At 46.3% G+C, this 13972-nt stretch carries 11 protein-coding genes; 2 read left to right on the top strand and 9 right to left on the bottom strand.

The genetic code is table 11. The annotated features are described in order from the left end of the window. Positions 1-92 precede the first annotated feature (92 nt). From F8C67_RS00575 to F8C67_RS00555, 5 genes are all read right to left on the bottom strand, one after another. On the bottom strand, positions 93-1298 hold the full coding sequence (locus F8C67_RS00575) for an NRAMP family divalent metal transporter (protein WP_151665838.1): 1206 nt from the start codon (positions 1296-1298) through the stop codon (positions 93-95). Positions 1299-1384: 86 nt separating this feature from the next. After that, positions 1385-2527: an acyl-CoA dehydrogenase family protein gene (locus F8C67_RS00570; protein WP_151665837.1), complete on the bottom strand. Its 1143-nt coding sequence runs from the start codon at positions 2525-2527 to the stop codon at positions 1385-1387. 119 nt (positions 2528-2646) lie between these two features. After that, complete coding sequence (locus F8C67_RS00565; RefSeq protein WP_151665836.1) at positions 2647-3222, bottom strand: acyltransferase; 576 nt, start codon at positions 3220-3222, stop codon at positions 2647-2649. Positions 3223-3363: 141 nt separating this feature from the next. Beyond that, positions 3364-4659, bottom strand: a complete 1296-nt coding sequence (locus F8C67_RS00560) for a hypothetical protein (protein ID WP_151665835.1) — start codon at positions 4657-4659, stop codon at positions 3364-3366. 29 nt (positions 4660-4688) lie between these two features. Continuing rightward, complete coding sequence (locus F8C67_RS00555) at positions 4689-5222, bottom strand: YceI family protein (protein WP_151665834.1); 534 nt, start codon at positions 5220-5222, stop codon at positions 4689-4691. 129 nt (positions 5223-5351) lie between these two features. On the opposite strand from F8C67_RS00555, the gene F8C67_RS00550 reads away from it, so the two are divergent. Continuing rightward, entirely contained in the window at positions 5352-6113 is a 762-nt protein-coding gene (locus F8C67_RS00550) for a S1/P1 nuclease (protein WP_151665833.1), read from the top strand. Positions 6114-6195: 82 nt separating this feature from the next. On the opposite strand, the gene F8C67_RS00545 is transcribed toward F8C67_RS00550, so the two are convergent. Further along, the gene (locus tag F8C67_RS00545) at positions 6196-9345 is read right to left on the bottom strand and encodes a T9SS type A sorting domain-containing protein (RefSeq protein WP_151665832.1); all 3150 of its coding nucleotides are present in this window, start codon (positions 9343-9345) and stop codon (positions 6196-6198) included. Positions 9346-9638: 293 nt separating this feature from the next. Between F8C67_RS00545 and F8C67_RS00540 the strand changes: the two genes are divergently transcribed. Next, positions 9639-10337: a hypothetical protein gene (locus F8C67_RS00540; RefSeq protein WP_151665831.1), complete on the top strand. Its 699-nt coding sequence runs from the start codon at positions 9639-9641 to the stop codon at positions 10335-10337. On the opposite strand, the gene F8C67_RS00535 is transcribed toward F8C67_RS00540, so the two are convergent. Genes F8C67_RS00535 through F8C67_RS00525 form a run of 3 tightly spaced genes read right to left on the bottom strand, consistent with a single transcriptional unit; the run spans position 10313 to position 13971 of the window. Next, the gene (locus tag F8C67_RS00535; RefSeq protein WP_170266303.1) at positions 10313-10747 is read right to left on the bottom strand and encodes a response regulator; all 435 of its coding nucleotides are present in this window, start codon (positions 10745-10747) and stop codon (positions 10313-10315) included. The genes F8C67_RS00540 and F8C67_RS00535 overlap by 25 nt on opposite strands. Beyond that, complete coding sequence (locus F8C67_RS00530) at positions 10744-11847, bottom strand: hybrid sensor histidine kinase/response regulator (RefSeq protein WP_151665829.1); 1104 nt, start codon at positions 11845-11847, stop codon at positions 10744-10746. Before F8C67_RS00530 ends, F8C67_RS00535 begins: the two co-directional genes overlap by 4 nt. Before the next feature lie 9 nt (positions 11848-11856). Next, positions 11857-13971: a sensor histidine kinase gene (locus F8C67_RS00525; protein WP_151665828.1), complete on the bottom strand. Its 2115-nt coding sequence runs from the start codon at positions 13969-13971 to the stop codon at positions 11857-11859. Position 13972 lies beyond the last annotated feature (1 nt).

The following is a 13972-nucleotide window of genomic DNA, read 5'->3' as shown; positions in this document are numbered from 1 at the left end:
GTTTTAGAACGGTTCATGTAAAGAGTCTTAACAATTTATTCAACGCGAACTTTGAGGATGTTAATGCGAAAGACAGGTATCTGAGCAATCTGTCAATATAAGAGGTAAGCCCCCGACAATAGTACTAATGCCACTATTCCCACATAGGACCATAGTGTCATCGGCTTTCCAGGTCGATGCGTCAACGGAAATGTGGATGAGTGAACGAGCTTGTGATTAAGCACCGCAATGATAGGCGCAATCACCAACGATATGAGCATCGCCAGGTCAACCAGCTCGCGCATTTTGTCCTGATAGGTCACCACCAACAGCCACCCTCCTACTGCAACAACCCCTAACGCAATCCAGTATGAGAAATGCACGGTTGGCAATAATGCACGAACCAACCTACGTGTTGTTCTTCCATATCCATCAAACACGCTCAGCGTAGTACTGAACATCGCCGCCGTGGCAGCTACAACGATAATGGATTTGAATCCCGGTCCAAGCGCAACGGCATACAAGTCGACCAAAGCGCCAGCAAATCCTACAGCTCCCGCAGGAAGGTCTTCAGACGAATTGTACATCAGCATAGTTCCCAATCCCAAAAAGAGCAGGGCCGAAACTGCCGACAACCAATATCCCAAATGAAACTCTCGAAGAACTTCCTTTAGGTTGGCTCCCACATCTCTCCCCTTCATTTTATTGACGGTCCAGATGCTATTCCACACGCTCAAGTCTACCGCCGTTGGCATCCATCCTACTAGAGCTAACGTGAAAGAGACATCCGTAATCTCCCCCCAATCTGGCGCGGTACTCCATTCGGGATGGAGCCCTGTATTCAATGCAGTAGTAACAAATGCTGCTACAGTGCTCAGGAAGAGAATACCAATAATCACCTTGATACTCCTATCGAGGAACTTGTATTTCCCCAAGGATAGCCAAACGAAACAGAGTGCGAAGATGGCGACTGTAAGTAGTCCGAAGGAACCTTCCCATCCTACCAATTGAGCAAATAGGCCCGCCGTAACGATCGATACGGCTGCTGTAACCGTAAACATTGACGATAAGGTGGTCGCAGCATAGAGCACAACCGCCCACTTCCCCAATTTCCTGTACCCTTCAATGAGCGACTCCCCCGTGGCGTTCGCGTAACGAGTTCCGAATTCGAAGAAGGGGAACTTGAGGACATTAGCCAAGAGAATAATCCACAGGAAACTCCATCCATAATCCGCCCCAGCTCGAGTAGATTGTACTAAATGTGAAACCCCAATGGCTGTGGCCGCGAAAAGAATACCAGGACCGAGATACTTTCTCATCGGGGCAAGATAGACACGCTTATGGCAAAACAAAAAATCCCGCTGAACTTTCGCGCAGCGGGATTGTGAGTATTTGTATAATGAGCTTATTCTCTCAACAAGTTTCTAGAAATCACCAGTTTCTGAATTTCTGATGTTCCCTCACCAATCGTGCAAAGCTTCGAATCTCTGTAGAACTTCTCGGCTGGATAATCCTTAGTGTATCCATATCCACCGTGAATCTGGATACCATCTGTTGAAACTTCAACCGAAATTTCAGAAGCGTAGTATTTGGCCATGGCCGACTCTTGGGTCATTGGTTTACCAGCATCCTTGAGCTCCCCAGCGTGTCGAGTCATAAGTTCTGCAGCATGGATCTTCGTAGCCATATCAGCAAGTTTAAAACCGATGGCCTGGAACTTAGAAATTGACTGTCCGAATTGCTCACGCTCCTTAGCATACGCTTTTGCGGCGTTATAAGCACCTCTTGCAATTCCTAGTGAAAGTGCTGCGATGGAAATTCTACCACCGTCGAGTATCTTCATTGCCTGAATGAATCCTTCTCCTTCTTTACCGAGCATATTCTCTTTAGGAATACGACAGTTGTCGAAGAACAAGCAAGCCGTCTCCGATGCTCGCATACCAAGTTTGTTCTCCTTCTTTCCTCCGGTAAATCCAGGAGTTCCTTTTTCCACAACGAAAGCCGACATTCCATGTGAGTCGCCCTTCTCGCCTGTGCGGGCAATAACAACTGCTATATCGCCAGAAATGGCGTGGGTGATAAAGTTCTTCGATCCATTGAGTACCCACTCATCTCCTTCAAGTACGGCTGTGGTACTCATACCTCCTGCATCCGAACCAGTGCCTGTTTCAGTTAGACCCCATGCACCGATGTGCTCTGCAGTAGCTAGCTTAGGAATCCACTTCTTCTTTTGCTCTTCTGTTCCGAAAGTGAGGATGTGATTGGTGCAAAGGCTGTTGTGTGCGGCAACCGAAAGTCCAATTGAGCCACAAACCTGAGCGATTTCCTCAATGATGGTGATGTATTCTTGGTAACCCATTCCTGAGCCTCCAAGTTCTTCTGGAACCAACACGCCCATAAAGCCTTGTTGTCCCATTTGTTTGAAAAGTTCCACTGGAAAAGTCTGACTCTCATCCCATTCCATAACATGTGGACGGATATGAGTTTCGGCGAAAGAGCGTGCGCTGTCGCGAACGAATTTAAGTGCTTCTGCTCTTTCTGGTGACATCGTGGTTTGCATATAGTTTTTCTCTTGGGTTAGTGACGGGATTGCGAAAATAACCAAAGCCTTGAGATTTTACCCTCATGGCATCAATAAGACAATCACCCCCGTATCAATGTTCACAATTAAAGCAGGAAAACGGCTCCATCACGGAGTTCGTATAGCTCTCCACTGCCCTCACACTTAGCTTTGCCTGAATTGTCAAAGTGTAATCTGTAACCGGCTCTTGACATCCAGCCTAGCTGTCTAGCAGGATTTCCAACCACCAAAGCGTGTGCAGGAACGTCCTTCGTTACTACAGCGCCGGCACCGATAAATCCATATTGGCCAATCTCAACTCCACAGACAATCGTAGCATTGGCGCCTATTGAAGCCCCTTTTCGAACTATCGTTTGCTCGTATTCAGATCGACGGTTGATAGCAGATCTAGGAATACTCACGTTGGTAAATACGCACGACGGCCCGAGGAAAACATCGTCCTCGCAAATCACTCCTGTGTAAACCGACACGTTGTTTTGAATCTTCACATTTCGCCCAAGTTTAACATTTGGGGAAATCACAACATTCTGTCCGATGTTGCAATTCGTACCGATTTCGCAATCGGGCATGATGTGCGAGAAATGCCAAATCTTGGTTCCCGCGCCAATGGATGCACCTTCATCAATCACGGCTGATTCGTGGGCAAAGTAGTCTGCTTTCATTCGCGCAAATTAGAATATTTCTGACGGTTATCAACGAAAAATGACGCCCATAATGGACGTCATTCCTCACAGTTTCACGGTTTGATTTCTCAAAAAGGAAGGACGTCCCGGAGAACGCCCTTCACACCGTTTAACAAGGATTTAGAAACCAATAACCGCTTCAAGTACAGCTCCGTTGAAGTTTCCTTCTTCGAATACTGAGCCTGTGAATCCGTCGCCAGAGTAGTCTTGATTCATGTACTCTGCCTTAATCATCACGTTGTCTAGCATGAACCAGCCCACACCAAAGTTGTAACGTGCGATGTTAATGTCTTCTGCATTTTCGTTGGCGTTACCAGCTACTGTGTTGTAACGTCCACCTACGTAGAATTGCTCTTTGCTTCCGAATCGGTAGATGAGCTCTGCCGCAATTTGGGTATAAGATCCGCCTCTAGCTCCATCGGCGTCTGCCTGGTCGCCATTCACCATTTCATAGATGCCGAAGAACTCGATTCCTTTATACTTGATGAATGGGTTCACCTGAATGCTAGTGAATTTTCTAAAGTTAGGGCTGAAACGTCCGCTGCGGAAATTGTCCTCGTCTCGTCCATTTGCACCAGTACCTTGCTCTACCATCACCCAATAGTAGCGCGCACCTGTACGGTCGCCATTGTAGAGGTAACGTCCATTGTCATAGCTAGGGCTGTTCAAAAATGATCCAGTCAAGCGCACACGCAAATCATCATTCATTTGCTTGTCGTAACCCAACTTGAAGTAGATAGATGGAGCTGGGTCAGCATCACCCACATTCACAGATTGATTGAGGTTACCGTTACTCAAACCTACTACACCGAGTAAGCCGTTGTACTGAAGGTTAACTTCTCCGAATGCTTCCGTTGTGAAGGCATCCATAATGTAGTTACCAACAAAAGGATTGTAGATAGCTCTCGCGTTATCAGATCTGCGGAAGTGCGCGTCACCGTAGTTGATTTCATCCAAACCAATCTTAATGGTTGCGATGTCCATGAATCCAGATAGGAACCCATCGCTGATGAAGTCGAGTTTATCCATTTGGATGTAACCACCTTTTACCCAAGCTTCTGGGTGGTGACGAGAAGAAAGGTAGGTCACCAAGTTCATGCGTACCCCGTCGGCCAATTGAACGTCGATGTTGAGGTTTGCAGTAGGAAGGTTGAAATTAGAACCTAGGTTTACAAGAGTATCTCCAGGATTAGTTGAGTGGTTTAGGGCTTGAAACTGAAGTGCAAAGTCACCGCCTACGCGAACCTTCATTCCTGTGAATGGAACGGTATTGTCCTTAGGTGTTTCAAATACGTTCAACCCCTGAATACCCGGTGTGCGATAGTATTGCATTTGAGGTTGCTGGGCCATCGCCACTGTACTTACAGCCATCAGGCCGAAAAGTGTAGCAGATTTAAGGATGTTCAATGATTTCATGGTTTCTGAACTTTAGTTGATTGATGAGATTATCGAGTTAGTACAACATTGTATACAATCTGAACTTCGTTGCCCACCTTCATGGCGCCGAACATAAAACTCGGGGCGTCCATGCCGTAGTCAGTGAAGAGAATTGTCTGTTTGCCGGAGATGGTCAATCCGTTTGAGGTTTCCGTAACCTTAGCCACTACCGTGATGTCTTTCTTGACTCCATTAATGGTTAGGTTACCCTTCATCGTGAGCGTCTCGCCGTTTCTTTCAGATTCGGTCACGTTGAATACGATCTTCGGATGGTCCTCAGAATTGAGCGTCTTGTGAATCCTTTTGTCCATGAGTCGATCGCCACTTTTCATTGATTCAACAATGAACTCTACCTTGAGGCCAACAAGTGATGTGCTCGATCCGCCTGAGACGCGAACGTCTTCTACTACGGCAGACCAGTCGTGAACATTAGATGTTCCTTCCACTTTCACTTCAGAATCAGAACTGATGCTGTATTGCTGAGCAAACAGTCCAAAACTCAAAAGCAAAGTGGTGATGATATAGGTGATTTTGCGTGTCATGATGTGTGGTTGTTTATCGAGAACTAAAGTACTTTGACCACAAGTTACCGAAACTGATGGCTATCATATGCCCACATGATTTTTATCATATCTAAGAATTGTGGAAGTTTGTTCCTCTAAATACCAAACATGAAAAAGCTACTTACCTACGGACTCATCCTCTGCTCTACACTATCATTTGGCTGGGGACAAACAGGACATCGCGTTGTTGGAGAGGTTGCATATCGACATATGACCCCGGCAGCAAAAGAGCGCGTACTTGCCATCCTAGAAGGGGAATCTCCCGCGATGGTTAGCACCTGGATGGACTTTATCAAATCTGACAGTGAATGGGACCACATGCGTGCCTGGCACTATGTAACCATTCCAGATTCTTGCAGCTATGAAGAAATAGGCGCACCCGAAGAGGGCGACGCTTACACTGCAATCAACCGCATCATCCGAGAGATTCAATCTGGAGAATTCGAGGGTTGGACTGAAGCGGAGGCATTGAAAAGTCTAATCCATCTAGTAGGCGATGTACACCAACCTCTACACGTTGGGAACGGAGAAGACCGCGGAGGAAATGACGTGAAAGTAAAATGGTTCGGCAAAAGCTCGAATCTTCACAGAGTGTGGGATACCGAATTAATCGATGGTCAACAATTGAGCTACACAGAGTACGCAGATTGGATTGACGTTGCGTCTCCTGATCAAATCTCGAAGTGGCAAGCTGACGAAATCATGGTTTGGCTAAATGAATCTAAGGCCATGCGTGAGTCGGTATATGATATTGATGACCCAGACCGCATGGGGTATCGCTATAACTTCGATCATATAGATGAGGTGAACGAGCGCTTGCTTCAAGCAGGAATTCGTCTCGCTGGAATTCTCAATGAGCTTTACGGATAGGCATTGCCACCGCCGCAAATAAAAGAGCCGCCCCATCTTGGAGCGGCTCTTTCTTTTGAACTCTCTCTCAGTTCACTCGAAATTAGCGAGAAATGCTGATTCTCTCCGTTGTAATCTCGTCTTCACTGATGAAGCGAACCATATACATACCGCTAGGCTGAGTTGAAATATCAACTACAGTTTGGTAGTGTCCAGCTACTTCATCAATAGAACCTTCGGTAATCATTCTTCCGCTCATGTCCATGATTTGGTAAACCACTTCCTTGGCTTCAGTTAGGTCAAATGAAAGCGTGAATACACCTGTGTTCGGGTTAGGGAATACGGTATACTCGTCGCCTGTCCATCCACCAGTTTTGTTCGTGCATGGTCCGAGGTAAGAACCCGTTGCAAGATGAGAGGCCACTGCATTTGAACTTACACAGATATTGTGTGCACGACTTGGGTTGCCTGGAGGAACCTTACAAACGAGCACTTTTCTTCCTTTCTTACCACAGCGCACATCCACAACATCAATTGAAACAGATTGGATTGATGAACAACCGTTTGCATCAGTTACTGTAACCGTATAGGTAGTTGGTGAAGTTGGTGAAGCACTCACCGTAGCAGATGAACCACTAGATAAACTTCCCGCGTTTGTCCAGCTGTACGTATACGGAGCCGTACCACCCGAACCTGATACTGACAATGTCAATGATTGTGGTCCGTAACCGATGTAGATGGTATTTGTTTGTCCACCTGGATTCACTCCAATAGCTGGGGTAACACCCAATGAACTCGTAAGCGGGGTCGGTTCAGAAATGGAAACCGAAGTGCTCACAGAACAACCATTGGCATCAGTCACAGTTACGTTGTACGTTCCTGCGCTAAGTCCACTGATATCTTCTGAAGTCTCTCCATTGTCCCATGCGTAGCTATAAGGCATAGTTCCACCTGCCACTGTAAGGTCGGCAGAACCGTCAGAACTTCCATTACAGCTCACATTCCATCCTCCAGCATAAGTTGCAGCAGTAGCCGAAGCGGTAAGTGCCGCAGGCTCAGTAATATTTGCATTGAATGACAACTGGCATCCGTTCGCATCTGTAATGGTATATACATAGTTGGCTGCGAAAGTTGGACCACCAGCTGTAACGCCCTCAGCAAGTCCAATTACCAATGCTCCACCACCTTGATTCGTTACGGTATATGGAGCAGTACCACCAAATACAGTAATTGATTGATTGCTCAATCCTCCGTTACAAAGAATCGGAGTAGCCGAGAAGTTATAGCTCAACGCCGAAGGCTCGCCTACAGTAAATGTAGCTGACTCCGTACATCCGAAAGCATCTGTAACTGTTACGCTGTACGTACCAGCAGCAACACCGGAAAGGTCCTCAGTGGTAGCTCCGTTACTCCATGCGAATGTCGGAGTTCCGTTTGCACCCGTAACCGTCAAATCAACTCCGCCCGTAGCATCTCCATTACAAAGTGCATCAGAAGCCGATCCTGACAAAGACATTGTACACGGGTTTACCGTAAGTTGGAAGCTCTGAGTTGCTACCACACCGTGGTGATGGTTTGCATCCTCCGCAGAAAGGTTGATGGTGTAGGTACCCGCATCGGCCAAGCCTGGAGTACCAGTAAGGCTAGCTGTTCCGTCACCATTATCAGTGAAGCTCAGGAACGGTGGCAAATTGTTCGTCACCATAACTGTCACTTGGTCGCCATATGCGATGTCTGGATCATTCACTGTGATATTGTAAGCGTAGTTCTGGCCAACGTTCGTTTGATCGACCGGAATGCTGCTAAATACAGGATCGGTGTTGATGAGGATTTTCACCTCATGAACAGTTTGCTCTCCACCTAGGTCTTCCGCGGTGAAGAAAACGTGACGGTGACCCCAATCGGAAGCCGCAGGTGTCCAGTTAAACGTTGCGGACGTAGGATTCGCCGGAACACTTGGTGTAGGGCTCATACTAGCACCGGCATAGAGCGGAATGTGGTTGCCCATCATGTCCTTTCCTTCAGCTGAAATGATTGATACAAGGTCAGAAGGGTCGGCATCAGAAGCTTGAACTTGGAAGCTAATAGGTGTTCCAGGAGCGTATACATTGTGTCCAGTGCTGCTTGGCGTTGGAGGAACATCGAACACAGGCTTCAATGAAACGATGATTGTAACCGCCGTAGAAGTTTGGTTGCCGAAGTTATCTTGAGCGGTAAAGTTGATTACCGTTGCCCCAAAGTTTGCTGCTGTAGGAGTCCAAGAGAACATGCTCTGAACTGGCGCTCCAGTAGTTGGCAGTTGTGGTGAAGTGCTTGCAGAACCAGGAAGACCCGCCGCTGAAAGCGTTACTGTATTCCCCACATCTGGATCACTTGCACGAACACCGAAGGTTACAGTTTGACCAGGACCTGTTTCGAATACATAACCGTTAGGCGGTGTAAGTGAATAGTCAAAAATTGGTGGATTCGATGGCTGAACCATTTTGAATACAACGTCCATCATAATCTGCGATTGACCATCGCTCACCACAAATGCGGCATTGTAAAGTTGTCCAACCGAGCGTCCTGTTGTATTGAATGTGATAAGTCCAGTGCTGCTAATGTTCACAAACGATGGGTTTGAAGAACCACTACCCGCTTCGTTTGGATTCGCTTCACGGAAAGTAAGCGGATCCCCGTCGGGATCAACCGCAGGAAGCTGGTAAGATGCAGCTGGAGCACCCACAGGCAGGTTCACTACCGGTGGAAGTGTAGCAACTGGACCGTTGTTTCCGCTTCCAATGTTGATAGTAGTTGTGTTGTTCCAAGATGCATTGGCATTGTTGGAAAGGTTTCCCACTCTACAGCAGCTTGCAAAGTAAGCCGTGTAATTGCCGTTGGCCGGGAATGTATAGGTAAACAACTGCTCGCCAATCCAATAATCTTCACTTGGATTGAACGAGGTCATTACCAATTGATTGATTGGCAAGTTAGCAATCACTCCACCTGTAGAATTGGTGATTCTTAGGTTGTCAAAGTACTGGTTAATCACTTGTCCTACAGGCGTAGAAGACACCGGATAGTAAGGGTCAAAAGTCCAGCCACCGTAAGACTGGGTGACTTTGATAATTACGGTTCGACCCGATGGGTCATTTTGGTCTACACTCCAACTAATACTCCCTGCACGGAAGTGAGCAGCGAAAGCAGTTGAACATAGGAAGACCAATAGGACAGAAAATAGTCCTCTCATCATTCCTTGATAAGGATGTTTCATGGTAAAAAAGGTTAGGCTACGCGCCGCCTTATCCAAATGAGATTTTGAGTGGACCTAGCTCAGAACAAGCAGGTAAATCATCAGGGTCAGGTAGTTTGTAGGTTAGTTAGGTTGCCATGAAGATAAAACATCTTTTGGAATAATCATGGTTAATAACCTATTAAACAGACCGTTATAAGTACAAACCGCAATAAATCGGAACTTCCACAAAGGCTGTTAGTGTAAGGGAATAATGACAGATTTTTATACTTTCGGAGTCTAAATTGGTCGCGGTTAAGTATGCCGCAGGAGACATGAAGGAAGAATCGAGCTTAGCTAGACATAACGCACATTGGGCAGCGCTTATGGGGTACGATTGGATGATCGAAACTCCGAGCCTGATTTTCAATGAGATGGACGATAGTGAGACTGTCTCAGTGATGAACGATATCGAGTGGCTACTCAAAGAAGATGCGGGAAATCAGCTTCACTCTTTCCTTTACAAGAACAAAGTGCTCAGCGCCTATCCTGTGTTAAAGGCCGCATATTTCGTCGTTTCTCGCCCCCTTCAAAGAATTTTCTGGAATAATAATCAGATCGAGCGAAGTCTACTGATCGATTTCCCAGGATTGGGAGAGATTAGAGCTTTCTGCAACGACTGCTGGGAGAACGGTGATGCACTTACTCTCGACCAAGAACACAAGGTTGGGCTTTCTGCGCTTATGTACAGAATGTACCGTGATAATGCTAGTGGTTTTTCCTTGAACTCAATCGACTCGAAAGACGACGATTACACGAGTTATGAGTTCTCTGGAGCGGTCTTGACGAATATTGCTCCGGCGGAAAGTTTCTATCACAAGGGGTGGTTTGCAGATTTGAATTTTGAAGGAATTTCAGATGCAGACCAAAAAATCCGCATCTGGATTCACAAAAAGAATATTGATTCCCCTCCTCAAGAAGGCGTCAAGTACAGCGGTGAACTTTGGCTTCAATGCTCCTTCAAGTCGGAGTAAGCCAGTTTCGCCCAAATCATAACATCCTTTAGGACGTCTCCATTTAGGGGTTTGCTAATGAACTTCTTTACGACACTTCGGCCGGCCACCTTGTCCATATCTCCTCCATCGATGCTCGAACTCAGCATGAAAACACAGTACTTATCAAGCTCATCTTTAGGAAGTTGAGAAAACGCATCTACGAAGGCAAACCCGTTCATTTCGGGCATGTAGATATCGAGAAGAATTACGCGATAATCGACCTCTGGAAGCAGTGTCGACTCCTTTGCCTCCTTCAGGGCATCTAGGGCTGAATCAAATGACAAAAAAGGCATGTTGGGGTAAAAAAGCCCCATGTTCTTAGACACAATAGTGCGGTCGATGAAACTGTCATCAATCAGTATCAATCCGATGTTCAAGCTGTCACTCACGCCTTTACCTCCTCTTGTTTTGGAAGAGTAACAATCATGGTTGTGCCCTCCCCTTTTGTAGATTCAACGCTAATCTTTCCTTCAAGTCGCTTTACGGCTTCCTTCACCAAGTATAGTCCTAGACCAGAACCACTGTTGCCTTTAGAATCGCGATAGAACATCTGGAAAACCTTCTCCTGATTCTCTTCAGCGATACCAACTCCCGTGTCTTTCACTTCGAGCTTCACACCATCTTCAAAATTGGTGAGACTGACGTGAACCGAATGAGGCACATTGTGCTCTTTTCTATACTTGAGAGCATTAGAAATGAGGTTGTTGAGGATGATTCTCACCTTCACTTCATTCGACTTAAAATCGATTCCATCTTCGATATCGAATGTCAATTCCGCATTCTCCATAGCTGGATGATAGCGGTATTCACCTTCAATGTCCTTCAACATTTTCTTGAAGTTGATCTCCTCGAGAAGGTTTCCGCTATGCGTCGACTTGTAGTAATCGATGATGTTGTGAATGAATTCATCCAGCTTATCTACCATCTCTTTGGTCATCTTGAAATACTCAAGCGCCTTTTCGTCTTTCACCTCTTGGTTCGCCAGGTAAATTACCCCTTGAATACTCACCAACGGTGCACGAAGATCATGCGAAACACTGTACACGAAGCGGTCTAGCTCGTCGTACGCCTTCTGAAGCGACTGGTTCTTTTCCTTGAGTTCTCTTCTCGCCTCGTAGATGTCTTTGGCATTGTTGATTGCCACGCGTAGGGTTTCCTCATTCCATGGTTTGGAGATGAATTTGTAAATCTGCCCTTTGTTAATCGCATTAATCACCGCTTCGATATCCGCATATCCCGTCAAAAGGATTCGAATACAATCCGGATAATCATCCACCACGCTTTCGAAGAACTCAACCCCCGTCATGCCAGGCATGCGTTGGTCAGCCACAATAATTTCAATTGGCTCTTTGGCCAATACCTCCATACCCTCTTTAGCAGAGATGGCAGTGTGCACTACGTATTCTCTTCTAAAATTCGCCTTAAACGAATTGAGGTTGTTCTGCTCGTCGTCTACGTAAAGGACGCGTGGTTTATTTGTACTACCCATGCTTCTTTACTATTGAATGTGTTGTATTGGTAGAGTGATGATGAAGGACGTACCTACTCCTTTCTCAGACTCTACTTCGATTTCTCCATTGTGGCTCTTCACGATATTGTACACGATCGACAATCCCAAACCTGTTCCTTCTCCTACCGGTTTGGTAGTGAAGAATGGCTCAAAGATTTTCTTTTTCACACTATCCGGCATACCAGGTCCATTGTCCGTGATACGCACTTCAACATGCGTATCTGATAGCTTCCGTGTAGCAATAACAATCTTGCCTCTTTCTTTCTGTTCTGGGTTACTCTTAATGGCCTGTGCGGCGTTGTTAAGAATGTTCATAAAGACTTGATTCAGCTTACCCGCATAGCACTCCACCTTTGGAAGTGGCTGGTAATCCTTTTCCAAGTCCATCAAATCTTTAATGCTGTTGTTTAGTAGGATTAGCGTGCTGTCCAACCCTTCGTGGAGGTCAACAAACTTGATGTCCTGCTCATCTACTCGAGAGAATACCTTCAATCCTTTGATAATCTCAACCGTTCTCTCCGTACCGTCTTGCATACCTTGGAGAAGGTCATCTACCTCATCAATGATATAATCGAATTCAATATCCTCCTTGAATTTCTCGAGTTCTTCCACCGTCTCGGCCTTCTCGCTCTCACGTAGTTTGTTCTCAAGCCATTCAAGCAACTCTTTGATATCGTCCATATCTCGTCTCAACGGACCAATATTCGCCGAAATGAAGTTTACTGGGTTGTTGATCTCGTGGGCAATACCCGCGGTAAGCTGACCGAGTGATGCCATCTTTTCGGCATCCACAAGTTGACTTTGAGCTTCCTTCAAGTTGTTGAGGGTGTCCTCCAACTTCTGAGTTCGCTCTCGGACCATCTGCTCCAATATTTCGTTCTGTTCGCGAACGATTCTTTCGTTTTCCACAGACACTCTCAAGGCTTCTTCCTGAGAGGCCTCTTTCTCCTTCTTCAGCGTATTGATGCGGTCTGCCAAGGCAATCGATAGCAAAATGGCCTCCAACCCAGAGCCTATTTCGAGGATACTCTTCGACCAGAAGGAGTACTCAATGACGCCAAAGTTCCTCAAGGCGAATACGAATAAGCCCGACAAGAAAACGGTCCATGCTAACAAGAAGAACTTAGCCGGACGATAGCCCTTTCTGGCAATAATTGAAACGAAGATCAAGGCGTAAATGCTGACGGTAAGCGCGCCTGTATCCACCAATGTGTAGCTCAGTGCAACGGCACCAAAGAGGTAGGTTACAATGGATGCTCCATAAATGACCTGGAAGATGATAAGCCCCTTGTGCATTCGAGGCGTAAACTCTTTCGTCTTCACGAACACCTTTGCAAATGCGATTGCAGAGAAACCGGCGAAGGCCGAGAAAAATACCGAGCTGGCATTGTACCAAGCCGGTGATGTAGGGAACATGTACTGAAACGTAAGTCCTTCTAAGGAGGCCTGAGCTAAACCGATGAACAAGATGTACAAGATGTAGTACAGGTAGCTCACATCCTTCGTGGTGATATACACGAAGAGATTGTAGAAGAACATCACGAAAATGACACCTATGTAGATACCAAGAAATACACCTTTTCGCGAATTGTCCACGATGATATCCTCTCTGGAACCAATTCTCAAGGGCAGGAAAATCTGATCTTGGCTTTTCGCACGAACGTATATCAGCGTGCTATCGCCTGCATTCAATTCAAAAGGGAAGAGAAAAGTTGGATGTTCTACGGGGCGCTCGGAAAAATGATATCGGTCACCGGTGACGTAGGTGGGTACATCACTATTGCCAAAATAAACCTCCAAGGAATCGATCATTGGATGCTCAAGCTGAAGGTAGAACTGAGAATTCTCACTGTTGTTGACAACGGGAATTCGAATCCAATAAGCCGCTTTATCTCTATTGAAATTGAGCACCTTCTGCTCACCTGGGGTAAATGTTGCGGTCTTCGCTTGGCTAATGTCGGCCTGAGCCGTGGTATCGCGCCAATAAGAGGCAGATTCAGCGATGTAACCCAAGGATTTCTCACTGTTGATTACCCATGCTTCTTGTCCGTGCAAGTTCAGCGCAAACGTCCATAATGAGAGGAGGAGTAGCAGACGGCTCATG

This window comes from Phaeocystidibacter luteus, assembly GCF_008933115.1.
GTDB lineage: Bacteria > Bacteroidota > Bacteroidia > Flavobacteriales > Schleiferiaceae > Phaeocystidibacter > Phaeocystidibacter luteus.
Note: the sequence above shows the minus strand (reverse complement) of the source record. Positions and strands in the feature narration are given on the sequence as shown.

Excerpts from the sequence above, each read along its gene's own strand:
- F8C67_RS00575 (WP_151665838.1), bottom strand. The coding sequence starts at position 1,298 with ATGAGAAAGTATCTCGGTCCTGGTATTCTTTTCGCGGCCACAGCCATT.
- F8C67_RS00570 (WP_151665837.1), bottom strand. The coding sequence starts at position 2,527 with ATGTCACCAGAAAGAGCAGAAGCACTTAAATTCGTTCGCGACAGCGCA.
- F8C67_RS00565 (WP_151665836.1), bottom strand. The coding sequence starts at position 3,222 with ATGAAAGCAGACTACTTTGCCCACGAATCAGCCGTGATTGATGAAGGT.
- F8C67_RS00560 (WP_151665835.1), bottom strand. The coding sequence starts at position 4,659 with ATGAAATCATTGAACATCCTTAAATCTGCTACACTTTTCGGCCTGATG.
- F8C67_RS00555 (WP_151665834.1), bottom strand. The coding sequence starts at position 5,222 with ATGACACGCAAAATCACCTATATCATCACCACTTTGCTTTTGAGTTTT.
- F8C67_RS00550 (WP_151665833.1), top strand. The coding sequence starts at position 5,352 with ATGAAAAAGCTACTTACCTACGGACTCATCCTCTGCTCTACACTATCA.
- F8C67_RS00545 (WP_151665832.1), bottom strand. The coding sequence starts at position 9,345 with ATGAAACATCCTTATCAAGGAATGATGAGAGGACTATTTTCTGTCCTA.
- F8C67_RS00540 (WP_151665831.1), top strand. The coding sequence starts at position 9,639 with ATGAAGGAAGAATCGAGCTTAGCTAGACATAACGCACATTGGGCAGCG.
- F8C67_RS00530 (WP_151665829.1), bottom strand. The coding sequence starts at position 11,847 with ATGGGTAGTACAAATAAACCACGCGTCCTTTACGTAGACGACGAGCAG.
- F8C67_RS00525 (WP_151665828.1), bottom strand. The coding sequence starts at position 13,971 with ATGAGCCGTCTGCTACTCCTCCTCTCATTATGGACGTTTGCGCTGAAC.